11 protein-coding genes, 12 tRNA genes and 3 rRNA genes are annotated in these 17,297 nt (G+C 38.8%); all 26 read right to left on the bottom strand.

Annotated elements, in window-relative coordinates; translation table 11 throughout:
- Nucleotides 1-128: 128 nt before the first annotated feature.
- The gene (locus ACMHYH_RS04455; protein ID WP_414840132.1) at nt 129-983 is read right to left on the bottom strand and encodes a methyltransferase domain-containing protein; all 855 of its coding nucleotides are present in this window, start codon (nt 981-983) and stop codon (nt 129-131) included.
- Between the two features lie 637 nt (nt 984-1,620).
- Nucleotides 1,621-2,880, bottom strand: coding sequence for an aminotransferase class I/II-fold pyridoxal phosphate-dependent enzyme (locus ACMHYH_RS04450; RefSeq protein WP_414840131.1), 1,260 nt, complete (start codon nt 2,878-2,880; stop codon nt 1,621-1,623).
- A gap of 411 nt (nt 2,881-3,291) precedes the next feature.
- Nucleotides 3,292-4,932 (bottom strand): phosphoenolpyruvate carboxykinase (ATP), encoded by a 1,641-nt coding sequence (locus tag ACMHYH_RS04445; RefSeq protein WP_414840130.1) that lies wholly within the window; start codon nt 4,930-4,932, stop codon nt 3,292-3,294.
- A 238-nt stretch (nt 4,933-5,170) separates the two neighbouring features.
- A tRNA-Leu gene (locus ACMHYH_RS04440) sits at nt 5,171-5,254 on the bottom strand.
- A gap of 30 nt (nt 5,255-5,284) precedes the next feature.
- A tRNA-Cys gene (locus ACMHYH_RS04435) sits at nt 5,285-5,355 on the bottom strand.
- Between the two features lie 31 nt (nt 5,356-5,386).
- Nucleotides 5,387-5,458: transfer RNA gene (locus ACMHYH_RS04430), tRNA-Gln, on the bottom strand.
- 10 nt (nt 5,459-5,468) lie between these two features.
- Nucleotides 5,469-5,541, bottom strand: a tRNA-His gene (locus ACMHYH_RS04425).
- A gap of 34 nt (nt 5,542-5,575) precedes the next feature.
- Nucleotides 5,576-5,646 (bottom strand) — tRNA-Trp (locus ACMHYH_RS04420).
- Nucleotides 5,647-5,676: 30 nt separating this feature from the next.
- Nucleotides 5,677-5,760 (bottom strand) — tRNA-Tyr (locus ACMHYH_RS04415).
- 12 nt (nt 5,761-5,772) lie between these two features.
- Nucleotides 5,773-5,848: transfer RNA gene (locus tag ACMHYH_RS04410), tRNA-Phe, on the bottom strand.
- Nucleotides 5,849-5,862: 14 nt separating this feature from the next.
- Nucleotides 5,863-5,935, bottom strand: a tRNA-Asp gene (locus ACMHYH_RS04405).
- 15 nt (nt 5,936-5,950) lie between these two features.
- Nucleotides 5,951-6,023 (bottom strand) — tRNA-Val (locus ACMHYH_RS04400).
- A gap of 12 nt (nt 6,024-6,035) precedes the next feature.
- A tRNA-Glu gene (locus ACMHYH_RS04395) sits at nt 6,036-6,107 on the bottom strand.
- 12 nt (nt 6,108-6,119) lie between these two features.
- A tRNA-Ser gene (locus ACMHYH_RS04390) sits at nt 6,120-6,208 on the bottom strand.
- 65 nt (nt 6,209-6,273) lie between these two features.
- A tRNA-Asn gene (locus ACMHYH_RS04385) sits at nt 6,274-6,346 on the bottom strand.
- A gap of 11 nt (nt 6,347-6,357) precedes the next feature.
- Nucleotides 6,358-6,473 (bottom strand): 5S ribosomal RNA (gene rrf, locus ACMHYH_RS04380).
- 89 nt (nt 6,474-6,562) lie between these two features.
- Nucleotides 6,563-9,483, bottom strand: a 23S ribosomal RNA gene (locus ACMHYH_RS04375).
- Between the two features lie 203 nt (nt 9,484-9,686).
- Nucleotides 9,687-11,244 (bottom strand): 16S ribosomal RNA (locus tag ACMHYH_RS04370).
- The 16S, 23S and 5S rRNA genes sit together here with 12 tRNA genes alongside, the layout of an rRNA operon.
- Nucleotides 11,245-11,771: 527 nt before the next feature.
- Entirely contained in the window at nt 11,772-12,116 is a 345-nt protein-coding gene (rplS, locus tag ACMHYH_RS04365) for a 50S ribosomal protein L19 (RefSeq protein WP_085560109.1), read from the bottom strand.
- 136 nt (nt 12,117-12,252) lie between these two features.
- Complete coding sequence (trmD, locus tag ACMHYH_RS04360) at nt 12,253-12,996, bottom strand: tRNA (guanosine(37)-N1)-methyltransferase TrmD (protein WP_414840129.1); 744 nt, start codon at nt 12,994-12,996, stop codon at nt 12,253-12,255.
- On the bottom strand, nt 12,996-13,511 hold the full coding sequence (gene rimM, locus ACMHYH_RS04355) for a ribosome maturation factor RimM (RefSeq protein WP_414840128.1): 516 nt from the start codon (nt 13,509-13,511) through the stop codon (nt 12,996-12,998). The genes trmD and rimM overlap by 1 nt, the downstream gene beginning before the upstream one ends.
- Nucleotides 13,512-13,631: 120 nt before the next feature.
- Nucleotides 13,632-13,883, bottom strand: coding sequence for a KH domain-containing protein (locus ACMHYH_RS04350; RefSeq protein WP_414840127.1), 252 nt, complete (start codon nt 13,881-13,883; stop codon nt 13,632-13,634).
- 14 nt (nt 13,884-13,897) lie between these two features.
- Entirely contained in the window at nt 13,898-14,170 is a 273-nt protein-coding gene (gene rpsP, locus ACMHYH_RS04345) for a 30S ribosomal protein S16 (RefSeq protein WP_085560114.1), read from the bottom strand.
- A gap of 106 nt (nt 14,171-14,276) precedes the next feature.
- On the bottom strand, nt 14,277-15,701 hold the full coding sequence (ffh, locus tag ACMHYH_RS04340; RefSeq protein ID WP_414840126.1) for a signal recognition particle protein: 1,425 nt from the start codon (nt 15,699-15,701) through the stop codon (nt 14,277-14,279).
- 16 nt (nt 15,702-15,717) lie between these two features.
- Nucleotides 15,718-16,059, bottom strand: a complete 342-nt coding sequence (locus ACMHYH_RS04335) for a putative DNA-binding protein (RefSeq protein WP_414840125.1) — start codon at nt 16,057-16,059, stop codon at nt 15,718-15,720.
- Nucleotides 16,060-16,250: 191 nt separating this feature from the next.
- On the bottom strand, nt 16,251-17,249 hold the full coding sequence (gene ftsY, locus ACMHYH_RS04330) for a signal recognition particle-docking protein FtsY (protein WP_414840124.1): 999 nt from the start codon (nt 17,247-17,249) through the stop codon (nt 16,251-16,253).
- Nucleotides 17,250-17,297: the final 48 nt, after the last annotated feature.

Raw genomic sequence — 17,297 nt, 5'->3', positions numbered from 1 at the left:
TAAAAACGAATGAGTAATAATAGCTTATACGTAATATAACACCCACAGTAACAACTTGCAAGTCAGAATTTATTAATTGTATTAGATAACTTATTCTATTTATCTTATTGCTTACTTTACATATTAACTTAGGCTTTTTTTTTACCTATTAGCAAACAAACATCAATCGTGATTTCTGATAAGGGATGATTGAGTGCATATTCTTTTGCTTCGGCGCTAGCTCCCCAACCTAAAGGTGTCATCTTCATTAAATCTAAAAAATTTTGCTTTGATAATGAAAATGAATAACGAATACGCTTTGTCTCAATTTCTAAAAAATGATCCTTAAACTTATCTATTACTAATTGATTTGAATAAGACTGTTTTTCTTTTTGATCATGATAGAATAACTTTCTTAGCTCAATTAAATAGTCTTTTTCTGGAACCACTTTAATAATAATCCCATCTTTTTTTAATAATCGTTCAAACTCTTCATAATTTGAAGGAGAAAAAATATTTAGCAACGTATCGTATTCATTAGTTGCAAATGGTGATTGAGCTAAGTCTGCTACACAAAAAAAAGCGCTTGTAAAATTCCCAGCAGCCAATTGAATGGCATCTTTAGATATATCAAAACCGATATTATTTCCAGTTAATCCTAACTGCGTTAAATAGTCGAGTTGTGAACCTTCACCACAACCAACATCCAATAAACTACCGTCTTTCTTGTACTCAATATGACTGTAAATAGCTTCTAATAATGGATTAAATAGCCCCGCTTGGGCAATCGCGTATCTTGCTGCTAACATTTCTCTATCGTATTCATTTTTAGAACCTTTTAATAAAAAATAAAGACTTCCCTTTTTTGATAGATCAAATGAGTGATTCTGTTCACACTGTAAACTATGATTTTCTATTTTATTAAATTTAGACTCACAAACAGGGCATTTAAATAAACTCATATTATTTTCTAAAAATTGATTTGCTAATTCTATTTTCTTCACACTCTAACCTCTTTCTAACATGACTTGCTGTAATAATTTTCTTGTTAGTTATTTCTATAGTATAGCATTATTTGACACTCATATCTTGGATTGTCATAAGGATTTTTTTTTATTCTATTAAAAAATAGTATCATTTGTGACTTTTTTGACTACATGTTATAACCGGTTAAAAGATGATTTAATTAAACGAAATGATAACGATACATTATGATAACACTGATTTTCTAATTTATTTGACTAATTTGGACCCATTACTTCAAAAAAAACAAAAGATAGTAGTAATACTCTAATAGAAAATGGTATAAAGATAATTGTATTATTCCTATTTCTATCTCACAAAAAAAGACTGGATAAATAAAGCTAATGAAAAATAATGAATCGATTTTAAAAAAGAAGATAATTTAGTAAATATACTATCTCTAATCGGCATGTTGATCTACTTGATCATGATATAATCGTTTTTTATTATAATGATTGATGAATAGTAAAAGCTTTGAGTCATTAAACAAATTAGTGAAACAGTTGTTTAGTAACTCAAAGCTCTAACACGTTAAAGAAATCACTACTGATAAAGAACCAACTCTCTTAATTTTAAAAAAGATGAAACAATAGATACATCTCTCCTTTTATTCAATTCCTATTTTTTACTACTTTTTCTTAAACTAACCATTTCAATACATAATCCAATTACGTCCATTGCTTGTTCTAAATCAACTAGTTCAACTGATGTTGGAGCTAGACGAATACTATTATCTCTAGGATTATCACCTCTTGGGTAAGTCGCTCCAGCTTTTGTTACTTTAACACCAATACAATCTAATGATTCAACAATCTCAGTCGCGCATCCATCCATCGTTGTTAAATGAACAAAATAGCCTCCTTTTGGATTTGTCCAAGTTAACAAGTTACTTTCATTAAAACGTTCATTTAGTTTCTTTTGAATCAAATCAAACTTAGGTTTTAAAATCAAAGCATGTTTTTCCATATGTTTTTTTACTTGGTCTATATTTTTCAAAAATTTTACATGCCTCATTTGATTTAATTTATCATGACCAATCGTTTGGTAACTTAATTCGTTTGCTAACATAGCACTATTTTTTTCTGAAGCTGCTACTGCTGAAACACCTGCACCTGGAAAAGTAATTTTTGAAGTTGAGCAAAACATCCAAGGACGTTCTGAATTTCCAGCCTCTTTACAAGCAGTCAATATATTTTTAGCAACTTTATTTTCCTGTGTTAAATGATGAACAGCATAAGCATTATCCCACATAATTGTAAAATCACTTGCACTAGTTTTCATTTTTGCTAAGCGATCAACCACTTCATCTGAATAAATAATACCGGTTGGATTACTATAGTTAGGGACACACCAAATGCCTTTAATTGTCTGATCTTGTAGTACTAGACGCTCGACCTGATCCATATTTGGCCCATTCTCATCCATCTCAATTGGAATCATCTCAATTCCCAACTTTTCAGTCATAGAAAAATGACGATCATAACCTGGACTTGGACATAAAAACTTGATAGGAGATTCAGTTTTCCAAGGTGCTGAGCCCATAAATAATTTAGTCGTTAAAACAAAATACATTAAACTCAGACTTGAGTTTCCACCAATAATCGTTTCTCTACTTTCTGATCCTAAAATAGCAGAAAATAGTTCCTTAGCCTCTACAATACCTGTCAACTCTCCATAATTACGAATATCTGTTTTATTTTCACTCAAAAAATCTTCTGGATCTTTAAGCATTCCTAACATGTCTTGAGATAATTGCAATTGATCTTCACTAGGGATACCCCTAGTAATATTTAGATTAAGTGGAAAATTTAGATAGTTTTCGTATTCTTTTTCTAAACTATTTAAATGTCGAGTCGCTTTATCATTACTTATCCCCATAGGACCATCCCTCTTCTTTTTATTGTAATTTTTTATGTGCTATATTTTTAATGACATACTATTCTTATAGAAATACCTTACCTTATGACTATTTCATTAAACCCATTAACAGCACATGAAGTATATTTTTAATCATAAATACCGTTCTGTCTGATTAATGGATAACTTTTCTATTAAAATTGGAAATGATCATATGGACTAATCTTTTTATTTTTTGGTATTTTATTGAACCTATTTGCTTTATATTTCGTTAACCTCTCTATATAATCTTCCTTTATTTTAATAGATATAGTAGACATTATCAATAATGAACTTCTCTTATGCCGTTGATAGAAAATAATAACTAGCTTGTTATTATTTATTCTACTGTTTAATAGGAAATAGTTTGTATAAATGTTAACTAATCTTTTTTTATTTAATTATTTTTTTCATCGCAGCTAGGACTTCATCAGGTAAAACATCAAGACCACCTGCTTCATTTTTTTCTATTATATGGTCTACACGCATTTGTAATCTTTCATGGACCAATTGTTTATAGCTTTCATTATCAAAATCTGGTTCATATCCCTCTACATTCATATAACTTAAGTGCTTAATATCACCAAAAGAATTAAACTTAGCTTTAGCCTCTACAATAGCCTCTATGCTATTAAGGGTTACAGATGGTGTAATTTTTTTATCTAAGAAAAAACCAGTATTTATAATATAACAATCAATTCCATTTACTTCAAAAAGATGTTTGAATTGTTCATAATCCTCTGTTAGTGGATAGACTCTAAATGGATTAGCGTAAGGAACAATAACTAATTTATCCATATCTACGCCTTCTTTTAAGCGCTCTGCTGTTGAACGTTTCGTTGCTAATGTAGCACCGAAACTTGCTGCTAAAATAGGGTCATCAACTTTAATTACTGGTGGAAGACTGTCATCTTTCATAATCCAATAAATAGCATTAATCGGTTCTTCAAATCGATCAACTCTATTGGGTGTTGAAAAACGTGATTTTACAGTACGACCATTTCCATTTCTTACATCTTCTGTTAATAGCACCTTGTTATTTAGATTATCTAATGTAACAGCAACATTCTGTACGGTTATAAAATAATCAACCTCCTCATGATCTGAAGGATAGTCTTGTGTTTTATCAAAATAAGCTGGCTCTAATGCAATAGACGATCCGTCTGTTAATGAGATTATGAACGCATCATCGTGTAAAACTTCAATAGGATATTTACCATTATGCTTAGCATGTGTCAATGTTGATTTGCCTGAACCGGATAGACCAAAAAAAGCTGATACATAATTTGTGTCATTAGGCAATGTGAATTTCTTTTGTCCTCCATGACAAGAAGCAAAACCAATTCTATGAGCTGTACCCCAGGCTAAAGTAAGTGTAGCCTTTTTTAATTCTCCAAAATAATTAAGGCCTAAAATGATAGCTGCATTATGATCGGTATCAAAATATGCTAACCCAAGTGGATAGTCAGGATGTTTCCAGTAAGGATCAGAATAGATAAAAATATCACCTGCATCTATCTCATGTGAATTAGAATACATGTCATTATAGAAATCATTTGTTATTTGAAAATTTAACAACCAAGAATATACATTATTTTCTTGTCCTTTCGGAACAGAAAGGTGAGCTTTTATCATAAACTTTTTATCTAAACCGACGTATGCACTCGCTTTATATCGTTCAGTTAAAGACCCTTGGTAAACAGCCTCTCTAGCGATTGAAGCCAATTGAACATCCTCTTCTTTATTATTTCCCACTATTCTTCTTGCAACTGCTGTTCTACCAACAATAGCTCCACCGTTTTCTACTAAAACTTTAGCACCGTCTGGAAGACCTAACTTTTCTGGATACTTTACTAATAAATCTGTCACTATTGTACCTGGAGAATTCAAAGCTAGTTTATATGCTTCACTTGTACTACTTATATTTTTCACATTATTTCCATACATAGCTGTTTCAATGACTGATCTTAAAGATGAAAAAATAGTGTTATCTTTTCTTATCTCTGATTTTTGAAAAGTTTCTTTAGTTGACATTTAATCCACTCCCTTTTAGATAGTTACCATAATGTATCTCTATTTGATAGAAAAATGAAACGAATATCTCCCTCCTTAGTAAATTACATCTCTTCGCACTTTTTTTAAAGCGCTTTCAATTATTATTCTTATCATATCAAAAAAGACCGTTAGTTTACAATAAAAAGATACAATCATTAGTATAACCCAAAAAAACACCAAAACATTAAGACAACTTAACGTTTTGGTGCTTATTTTATACCGACGGCCGGAATCGAACCGGCACGCCCTCGCGGGCACAGGATTTTGAGTCCAGCGCGTCTACCAATTCCGCCACGTCGGCATGATAGGTAAACAATCCATCTATCAAATAAGGCGGTAACCGGATTTGAACCGGTGATGGAGGTTTTGCAGACCTCTGCCTTACCACTTGGCTATACCGCCATCATTAAATTGGATTGGTTAAACAATAAAACTGGGCTAGCTGGATTCGAACCAACGCATAAGGGAGTCAAAGTCCCTTGCCTTACCGCTTGGCTATAGCCCAATAAAAAAAAGGCGACTGATGGGGATCGAACCCACGAATGCCGGAACCACAATCCGGTGCGTTAACCACTTCGCCACAATCGCCATAATAAAAGGATAGTTTTTTAAACATACAACACAGGGATAGTAGGATTCGAACCCACATCGATGGTTTTGGAGACCATAATTCTACCATTGAACTATATCCCTATAAAAAAAGGATCACTCTTTTTAAAAAAATGGTGGAGGGGGGCAGATTCGAACTGCCGAACCCGAAGGAGCGGATTTACAGTCCGCCGCGTTTAGCCACTTCGCTACCCCTCCGCTATTAAAAAATGGTGGCCTGGGACAGAATCGAACTGCCGACACCTTGAGCTTCAATCAAGTGCTCTACCAACTGAGCTACCAGGCCTTAATTTGTTGCAACGGTCTCGACGGGAATCGAACCCGCGATCTTCTGCGTGACAGGCAGACATGTTAACCCCTACACCACGAGACCTTTAAATTTTTGACATGGAGGTTGACGGGATCGAACCGCCGACCCTCTGCTTGTAAGGCAGATGCTCTCCCAGCTGAGCTAAACCTCCAGTGATACTACATGACCCGTACGGGATTCGAACCCGTGATACCGCCGTGAAAGGGCGGTGTCTTAACCACTTGACCAACGGGCCAAACTAGGATGACGGAGAGTAAGGGATTCGAACCCTTGAGACAGTGTGCACCGCCTACATGATTTCCAATCATGCTCCTTCGGCCGCTCGGACAACTCTCCAAGGTCGTTCTAATAAAACTCTCTATTCACTTGTTTGTTTGTTTATTTCCATAGATACCTATGTACTCCGCAAGCAGGATTCGAACCTGCGACATCATGATTAACAGTCATGCGCTCTACCAGCTGAGCTATTGCGGAAAAATAAAGATGCGCGGCAGCGTCCTACTCTCACAAAGGGAAACCCTTCACTACCATCGGCGCTAAGAAGCTTAACTACTGTGTTCGGCATGGGAACAGGTGTGACCTTCTTGCCATCGCCACCACACATCTTTTAGCTATAAGAGAACGTTGTTCTCTCAAAACTGGATAGTGTTTAACTATAAGACAATAAAACCGTTTCTTCATCGTTTAAAAATGGTTAAGTCCTCGACCGATTAGTATTGGTCCGCTCCATACATCGCTGTACTTCCACTTCCAACCTATCTACCTGATCATCTCTCAGGGGTCTTACTCACTTACGTGATGGGAAATCTCATCTTGAGGGGGGCTTCACGCTTAGATGCTTTCAGCGTTTATCCCGTCCACACATAGCTACCCAGCGATGCTCTTGGCAGAACAACTGGTACACCAGCGGTGTGTCCATCCCGGTCCTCTCGTACTAAGGACAGCTCCTCTCAAATTTCCTGCGCCCGCGACGGATAGGGACCGAACTGTCTCACGACGTTCTGAACCCAGCTCGCGTACCGCTTTAATGGGCGAACAGCCCAACCCTTGGGACCGACTACAGCCCCAGGATGCGATGAGCCGACATCGAGGTGCCAAACCTCCCCGTCGATGTGGACTCTTGGGGGAGATAAGCCTGTTATCCCCAGGGTAGCTTTTATCCGTTGAGCGATGGCCCTTCCATACGGAACCACCGGATCACTAAGCCCGACTTTCGTCCCTGCTCGACTTGTAGGTCTCGCAGTCAAGCTCCCTTCTGCCTTTACACTCTACGAATGATTTCCAACCATTCTGAGGGAACCTTTGGGCGCCTCCGTTACACTTTAGGAGGCGACCGCCCCAGTCAAACTGCCCGTCAGACACTGTCTCCCAGCCAGATCATGGCTGAGGGTTAGAGTGGTCATACAGCAAGGGTAGTATCCCACCATTGCCTCCACCAAGACTAGCGTCCTGGCTTCATAGGCTCCTACCTATCCTGTACAAGCTGTACAAACACTCAATATCAAACTGCAGTAAAGCTCCATGGGGTCTTTCCGTCCTGTCGCGGGTAACCTGCATCTTCACAGGTACTATAATTTCACCGAGTCTCTCGTTGAGACAGTGCCCAAATCATTACGCCTTTCGTGCGGGTCGGAACTTACCCGACAAGGAATTTCGCTACCTTAGGACCGTTATAGTTACGGCCGCCGTTTACTGGGGCTTCAATTCTGAGCTTCGCTCGAGAGCTAACCCATCCTCTTAACCTTCCAGCACCGGGCAGGCGTCAGCCCCTATACGTCATCTTTCGATTTAGCAGAGACCTGTGTTTTTGATAAACAGTTGCTTGGGCCTATTCACTGCGGCTGACCAATTGGTCAGCACCCCTTCTCCCGAAGTTACGGGGTCATTTTGCCGAGTTCCTTAACGAGAGTTCGCTCGCACACCTTAGGATTCTCTCCTCGACTACCTGTGTCGGTTTGCGGTACGGGCAGATTGTTTCTAACTAGAAGCTTTTCTTGACAGTGTGACATCGGGAACTTCGATACTTAATTTCTCTCCCCATCACAACTTGTCCTTAATAGAGGCAAGCATTTGACTCACCTCAAGACTTGTTGCTTGGACGCACATATCCAACAGTGCGTATTCCGTAGCCTACTGTGTCCCTCCATTGTTCAAACAAAACAAACTGGTACAGGAATCTCAACCTGTTGTCCATCGTCTACGCCTATCGGCCTCGACTTAGGTCCCGACTAACCCTGGGAGGACGAGCCTTCCCCAGGAAACCTTAGTCATTCGGTGGACGGGATTCTCACCCGTCTTTCGCTACTCATACCGGCATTCTCACTTCTAAGCGCTCCACCAGTCCTCACGGTCTAGCTTCGACGCCCTTAGAACGCTCTCCTACCATAGAACCTAAGTTCTATCCACAGCTTCGGTGTTATGTTTAGCCCCGGTAAATTTTCGGCGCAGGGTCACTCGACTAGTGAGCTATTACGCACTCTTTAAATGATGGCTGCTTCTGAGCCAACATCCTAGTTGTCTAAGCAACCCCACATCCTTTTCCACTTAACATAAACTTTGGGACCTTAGCTGGTGGTCTGGGCTGTTTCCCTCTCGACTACGGATCTTATCACTCGTAGTCTGACTCCCGGATATAAATCAATGGCATTCGGAGTTTATCTGAATTCGGTAACCCGAGAAGGGCCCCTAGTCCAAACAGTTGCTCTACCTCCATGATTCTAATTCCAAGGCTAGCCCTAAAGCTATTTCGGAGAGAACCAGCTATCTCCAAGTTCGATTGGAATTTCTCCGCTACCCACACCTCATCCCCGCATTTTTCAACATACGTGGGTTCGGTCCTCCAGTGCGTATTACCGCACCTTCAACCTGGACATGGGTAGATCACTTGGTTTCGGGTCTACGACCACATACTCATTCGCCCTATTCAGACTCGCTTTCGCTACGGCTCCGTCTCATCAACTTAACCTCGCATGGGATCGTAACTCGCCGGTTCATTCTACAAAAGGCACGCTATCACCCATTAACGGGCTCTAACTACTTGTAAGCACACGGTTTCAGGTGCTGTTTCACTCCCCTTCCGGGGTTCTTTTCACCTTTCCCTCACGGTACTGGTTCACTATCGGTCACTAGGGAGTATTTAGCCTTGGGAGATGGTCCTCCCGGATTCCGACGGAATTTCTCGTGTTCCGCCGTACTCAGGATACTGATCAGAGTGAACGAAATTTCAGTTACGGGGCTATTACCCTCTTCGGCGGACCTTTCCAGGTCGCTTCTCCTACTTCATTCATTTATGACTCTATGTGTTCAGTCCTACAACCCCAGAAAGCAAGCTTTCTGGTTTGGGCTATTCCCGTTTCGCTCGCCGCTACTCAGGGAATCGATTTTTCTTTCTCTTCCTGCAGGTACTTAGATGTTTCAGTTCTCTGCGTCTACCTCTATTGACCTATGTATTCAGTCAATAGTAACACCCGATAAAGAGTGTTGGGTTTCCCCATTCGGAAATCTCTGGATCAAAGCTTACTTACAGCTCCCCAAAGCATATCGGCGTTAGTCCCGTCCTTCTTCGGCTCCTAGTGCCAAGGCATCCACCGTGCGCCCTTATTAACTTAACCTATGGTCATGTTAACTATTCCATTCACCCTAAGGTGAAGAAATACATTAAAAAATAAAACGCGATGTTTTCTTGGTTTCTTGATTTTCTTACATGTTAAACACTATCCAGTTTTCAAAGAACAACTACTTACTTTTTGAGAAGATTAGACCTCTCAAAACTAAACAAAGTAAAACAACTGTGACGGTTCCGTTATATCCTTAGAAAGGAGGTGATCCAGCCGCACCTTCCGATACGGCTACCTTGTTACGACTTCACCCCAATTATCTATCCCACCTTAGGCGGCTGGCTCCCAAAAGGGTTACCTCACCGACTTCGGGTGTTACAAACTCTCGTGGTGTGACGGGCGGTGTGTACAAGACCCGGGAACGTATTCACCGCGGCGTTCTGATCCGCGATTACTAGCGATTCCGGCTTCATGCAGGCGAGTTGCAGCCTGCAATCCGAACTGAGAATGGCTTTAAGAGATTAGCTTGACCTCGCGATCTTGCGACTCGTTGTACCATCCATTGTAGCACGTGTGTAGCCCAGGTCATAAGGGGCATGATGATTTGACGTCATCCCCACCTTCCTCCGGTTTATCACCGGCAGTCTCACTAGAGTGCCCAACTGAATGCTGGCAACTAATAATAGGGGTTGCGCTCGTTGCGGGACTTAACCCAACATCTCACGACACGAGCTGACGACAACCATGCACCACCTGTCACTTTGTCCCCGAAGGGAAAGCTCTATCTCTAGAGTGGTCAAAGGATGTCAAGACCTGGTAAGGTTCTTCGCGTTGCTTCGAATTAAACCACATGCTCCACCGCTTGTGCGGGTCCCCGTCAATTCCTTTGAGTTTCAGCCTTGCGGCCGTACTCCCCAGGCGGAGTGCTTAATGCGTTAGCTGCAGCACTGAGGGGCGGAAACCCCCCAACACTTAGCACTCATCGTTTACGGCGTGGACTACCAGGGTATCTAATCCTGTTTGCTCCCCACGCTTTCGAGCCTCAGCGTCAGTTACAGACCAGAGAGTCGCCTTCGCCACTGGTGTTCCTCCATATATCTACGCATTTCACCGCTACACATGGAATTCCACTCTCCTCTTCTGCACTCAAGTTCTCCAGTTTCCAATGACCTTCCCCAGTTGAGCTGGGGTCTTTCACATCAGACTTAAAGAACCGCCTGCGCTCGCTTTACGCCCAATAAATCCGGACAACGCTTGCCATCTACGTATTACCGCGGCTGCTGGCACGTAGTTAGCCATGGCTTTCTGGTTAGATACCGTCAGGGGATGAGCAGTTACTCTCATCCTTGTTCTTCTCTAACAACAGAGTTTTACGATCCGAAAACCTTCTTCACTCACGCGGCATTGCTCCGTCAGACTTTCGTCCATTGCGGAAGATTCCCTACTGCTGCCTCCCGTAGGAGTCTGGGCCGTGTCTCAGTCCCAGTGTGGCCGATCACCCTCTCAGGTCGGCTACGTATCATTGCCTTGGTGAGCCATTACCTCACCAACTAGCTAATACGCCGCGGGTCCATCCATAAGCGGTAGCCGAAGCCACCTTTCATCTGTCTGCCATGCGGCAATCAGAATTATGCGGTATTAGCATCCGTTTCCGAATGTTATCCCCCACTTATGGGCAGGTTACCCACGTGTTACTCACCCGTCCGCCACTCCTCTTCTATCGAGTGCAAGCACTCAATAGAAAAAGCGTTCGACTTGCATGTATTAGGCATGCCGCCAGCGTTCGTCCTGAGCCAGGATCAAACTCTCATAAAAGTTGAAGCAACCCGTTAGGATTGTTTCGCTTTTTAACGATGCTTGAAGCTCATTAAACTGACTTGCTAGCGAATAATTATTCACTTTGTTTCTTTTGGTTCGACCCTTGGCCGAACCGCCGTTCACAGTTTATTATTTTACTTTGTTCAGTTTTCAAAGGTCTAATTTGATTGCGTTGTCGTTTTGACAACTTCTAAATATTACCAGAAGTTACTTAACTTGTCAACACTAAACTCAAATTTGTTTTTTGTATTTTTATTCATTTTTTAAACAAATTATATTTTTATCGCATACGTATCTTATCACGTTACTTATGAACAAGTCAATGTGAATATAAACTTATTTATTGTTGATATAACCATAGATTTTTTTCCAACAACTCACATTACTTTACAGAATAAACTAAATTTTGTCAATCATTTTTAATTGCCTTTTATTTTATTACTTGCTTTTGACTTTTTCTCTCTTCTAAAAATAAAAAAAGCACATAAACCTCACAATTGAGATCACGTGCTTCTAGTATTTTCTTAACGACGGACTTCTTTAATACGAGCTGCCTTACCATGTAATGCACGCAAGTAGTATAATTTAGCACGACGTACTTTACCAAAGCGGATAACTTCGATTAATGCTACACGAGGAGTGTGCAATGGGAATGTACGTTCCACACCAACACCGTTAGAGATTTTACGAACAGTATATGTTTCGCTAACTCCAGCTCCACGACGCTTAATTACTACGCCTTCAAATAATTGGATACGTTCTCTAGTACCCTCAACAATTTTAGCGTGAACACGGACAGTATCTCCTGGACGGAAAGCTGGGATATCTTCGCGTAATTGTTCATTTGTAATTGATTCAATTAAATTCATGTTTTTTTCTCCTTCCAACAAACATTCATACATCACCATTTGGATACAGCGGAATATCGTTATTTCAGCAGGTTTTCCCCACTCACTAAGATAGTCTACCACATCCTAAAAAGAGTGTAAAGTAGTTTTCCTTATTTTATAATAAATTCGTTTCTTTTTTAATATCATCTAGCCATTTTTTTTGATCTTTTGTAAAGACGGTATCTGTCAACATGTCTGGTCTTCTCAAATAAGTCCGACGCAACGATTCTTTTTCTTGCCATTCTGCTATTTTTTTATGGTTTCCACTAATTAGGACGTCGGGTACTTTCATGCCGCGAAATTCTGCAGGTCTCGTATATTGAGGGTGCTCCAACAAACCTGTTGAGTGAGAATCGGTTTTAGCAGACTCATCATTCCCCAATACTTCTGGTAACAATCGAACAGCCGCATCAATTAGGACCATCGCTCCTAGCTCTCCACCAGTTAGAACGAAGTCTCCCAATGATATTTCATCCGTTACTAGTGTGCGTATTCTTTCGTCGTAACCTTCGTAATGACCACATATAAAAACTAAGTGACTTTCCTCTGATAGTTCTTCAGCAAGACTTTGTGTAAAAGGGACACCTGCTGGATCTAACAAAATAACTCGTTTGGTTGTCTCAGGATTTTCAGCTTCGATTGCATCTAACCCACTAAATATTGGCTGAGCAGTCAACAACATACCTGCACCTCCACCATATGGATAATCATCAACATTGCGGTGCTTATTTTCAGAATAATCCCGAAAATTTCTTATGGTAACATTCAATAGTTTTTTTTCTATTGCTTTGCCAATAATTGATTCCGTTAGAGGCCCTTCGAACATTCTAGGAAATAAAGTTAAAATATCAATTTTCATTAATCTATTAACCCTTCCATCACATGGATGGTGACTAATTCGTTTTCTAAATCAACTTTTAATACGATATCTTCTATATAAGGGATCAATAAGTCTTTACCGTTTAATTGTTTTATCACCCAGACATCATTCGCTCCTGGTGATAATACTTCTGTAATTTCACCTAATTCTTGTCCTTTTTCATCTTGAACAGATAAACCGATGATTTGGTGTAAATAAAATTCATTTTCCGGTAAATCACCCATTTGTTCCTCAGTTATTTTTAAAATTCCATCACGGTATTTTTCTACATCATTAATATTAGGATGATTTTCAAATGATACAATGTCAAATGTTTTGTGTTTACGACGACTAGCGACTACTAATTCTATCGTTTTATTACCCGGTTGATCAAGCAATAGTATTGAGCCCTTTTTATACCGTTTTTCTGGAAAGTCTGTTCTTGAAATAACACGTACTTCTCCTTTAATACCTTGAGTATTTACAATTTTACCTACATTATATAATTTAGTCATAGTGTCCCTCACTTCTTTTTAATTTTCTATGCTAGCTCTTTTTTATTGTACCATACGTTTTGTTTGAAAATTTATTATATAAAAAAGAAAAAAACCATTCCTTAGAAATGGTTTCTTGCTTCAAGAATTTTCACTATTTTGAATAATTAATCTAACACGTTTTGGTCCTTCGACCTTAACACTGTAGATAATTGTTCGAATAGCTTTTGCTACGCGACCTTTTTTCCCTATTAAACGTCCTATATCATCTGGATCAACAGATAACTGATATTCTAAAAAATCATCTTTTTCAACAACATCAATGAGTAGTTTTTCCGGATAACTAACAAGTGGACGAACAATGGTAAGAATTAACTCATTCATGTCAGCCATAGTTCTCATCCTTTTTATTTGCTATTTTTTGAATCATGGAATTTTTTCATAACGCCTTCTTTTGAAAGGATGTTACGGACTGTATCAGACGGTTGCGCACCTTCAGCTAACCATTTTAATACTAATTCTTCGTCCAATTTCACTTCAGCTGGGCTAACAACTGGGTTGTATGTGCCTACAGGTTCGATAAAGCGTCCATCACGTGGAGCGCGAGAATCTGCAACTACTATACGATAAAATGGATTTCTTTTAGAACCCATACGTTTCAAGCGGATTTTTACTGCCATATTTATTACACCTCCATTAACTATCTCTCAATAAGTATATTAACAGGAAATTTCATCCTTGTAAAGTGTTTTTTCTTTACAGTCTTTTTTTTATTTTTTTTAGGTTCTACCGCTTGTTTTTATTTTTCTTTTTGACTTTCTTTTTATTTTTACGAACCATAGAATTCATTGCCATTTTACCTATTTTACCTTTGACACCTTGGCCAAACATTCCATCCATGCCATCAAAATTCCCTTTAGTCATTTTACTCATCATTTTTTTTGATTCGTTAAATTGTTTAATCATACGATTAACTTCTGCAATCGGCCTTGCTGAACCTCTTGCAATTCTACGTCTTCTACTTTGAGATAAGATATCAGGATTTTTTCGCTCTTTAGGTGTCATCGATAAAACGATGGCTTTCATGCGAGCCATATCTTTTGGATCTATTTGTAAATTTTCAAGACCTGGAGCATTACTCATGCCCGGAATCATCTTAAGGATGTCTTCTAGCGGGCCCATATTACTCACTTGATCCATTTGATCAATAAAATCATTAAAATCGAAACTATTGTCTTTTAATTTTTTTGTCATTTCTTCATTTTTCTTCTCATCAAAATCCTGTTGGGCTTTCTCAATTAAAGTAAGCATATCTCCCATACCAAGAATTCGATTAGCCATTCTATCAGGATAGAATGGCTCTAGTGCATCTAATTTTTCACCTTGTCCAACAAATTTAATTGGTTTTCCAGTAACTGAACGAATAGAAAGAGCTGCTCCACCGCGAGTATCGCCATCTAATTTTGTTAAGATGACACCTGTGATGTCTAACTGTTCGTTGAAAGATGCTGCCACATTCGCCGCTTCTTGACCCGTCATAGCATCCACTACTAGGAAAATCTCTGTAGGATTTACAGCAGCTTTAATATCTGTCAGCTCAGTCATCAACGTCTCATCTATTTGTAAGCGACCAGCCGTATCAATAATAACGAAATCAAGATGGTCTTCTTTAGCTTTTTGTATTCCTTGCTTAGCAATTTCCACTGGACTAACTTGATCGCCCATTGAGAATACTGGAATATCTAATTGTTCTCCTAATGTTTCTAACTGTTGGATAGCGGCTGGACGGTAAATATCAGCTGCAATCATCATAGGACGTTTATTTTGCGTTTTTTTCAAATAGTTTACTAGTTTTCCAGCTGTTGTTGTTTTACCTGCACCTTGCAAACCGACCATCATAACAACTGTTGGAGCTTTTGCTGCCATTTGAATGGTACTTTGTTCTCCACCCATTAAGCTTGTTAGCTCTTCACTAACGATTTTCAGTATTTGTTGACTTGGCGAAAGACTTTCTAATACTTCTGAGCCTATTGCACGTTCGCTAACAACTCTCACAAAATCTTTTACTACTTTAAAATTAACGTCTGCTTCTAACAAAGCTAATCTTACTTCACGCATCATTTCTTTTACGTCTGCTTCAGATACCTTGCCTTTACGACGCATTTTTGCCATTGCATTTTGCAATCTTTCTGATAATCCCTCAAATGCCATTTAATTCACCATTCCTTTACTCTATTGATTCTTTTTTTAATTGTTGAATATAGTTTTCTACTGTTTTATCATTTGGATAGTGAGTCTTTAGATAATGTGAAAATTCATTAAGTGTTCCTTCAGTTTGATTGAAGTTTTCTACTAAATGCAATTTTTTTTCATAATCCGTTAAAATTTGTTCTGTTCTACGAATATTATCATAGATTGCTTGTCGGCTCACATCAAAATCTTCTGCAATTTCACCTAAAGAATAGTCATCTGCAAAATAAAGCAACATGTATTTTTGTTGCTTTTCAGTGAGTAAAGATCCATAAAAATCGAATAACGCATTCATGCGGTTCGTTCGTTCTATTTCCATTTTAACTCTTCCTTCTTTATCTGACCTATTTTTACAGTGAGTCTCATTTTTGCACTTCTTAAGCGTACTCATTATCGACTAAATAGTCAATACTTTTAAGCTGTTTCCTCTCTATTTGCACTAAGTACAAATGAGTCATTTAGATAAAAAAAGAACCCTTTCAGGCTCTTTTTCCATTTACACTCATTCGATTACATTGAATCCTTAATCAAGCCACTAAATAGACCGTAAATGTATTCTCCTGGATCAAACTCTTGCAAATCATCTACTGCTTCACCCAAGCCAACAAGTTTAACTGGTATATCTAATTCTTTACGAATAGCTAAAACAATGCCCCCCTTAGCTGTTCCATCCAGTTTTGTTAAAACAATCCCGGTTACGTTCGTTGTTTGTTTAAATTGTTTCGCCTGAACCATGGCATTCTGACCAGTCGTTGCATCTAAAACCAGTAACACTTCATGTGGGCCATCAACGATTTCCTTCTCAATAACACGTTTCATTTTTTCTAGTTCATTCATCAAATTAACTTTATTTTGCAAACGTCCAGCTGTATCTACAATCAAAACATCTGCTTGTTGTTTTTTAGCTTGACGAACAGCATCAAATACAACAGCCGCGGGATCACTTCCAGCTTTACCAGTTACAACTTGGGCACCCACTCGCTCACCCCACACAATTAATTGTTCAATCGCTCCTGCTCTAAAAGTATCCCCAGCAGCTAAAACAACTGTTTTCCCTTCTGTTTGATAACGCTTAGCCATTTTGCCAATGGTCGTTGTTTTACCTACACCATTAACCCCTACGACCAAAATAACCGTTAACCCTTCTTTATTAATATTAATTTCTGGTTTTTCTGTATTATCTTTCTCATAAATTTCAACCATTTTTTCGATAATCACTTGTTGCACTTCGCCTTGACTCTTAGCGTTTTTCAATTTAACCTCTTGACGTAGTGCATCACTGATTTCCATTGATGCTTCATACCCAACATCTGCACCAATAAGAATTTCTTCTAATTCTTCAAAAAAATCTTCATCCACTGTTCTAAAATTTGCAAATAATTCATTCATCCGATCTGAAAAAGATTTACGTGTTTTTTCCAATCCTTTTTCATATTTCTCTGTCACTTCAGTTGTTTCAATTTTTTCTTCACCTGTAAAGGCTCGTTTTATTTTATCAAAAAAACCCATTCTCTTACCCCTTTTCTTTTTTATAGGCACCTTATCTTGTTTACCTTA

It is taken from the genome of Carnobacterium sp. TMP28 (assembly GCF_047553015.1).
Taxonomy (GTDB): Bacteria; Bacillota; Bacilli; order Lactobacillales; family Carnobacteriaceae; genus Carnobacterium_A.
Note: the sequence above shows the minus strand (reverse complement) of the source record. Positions and strands in the feature narration are given on the sequence as shown.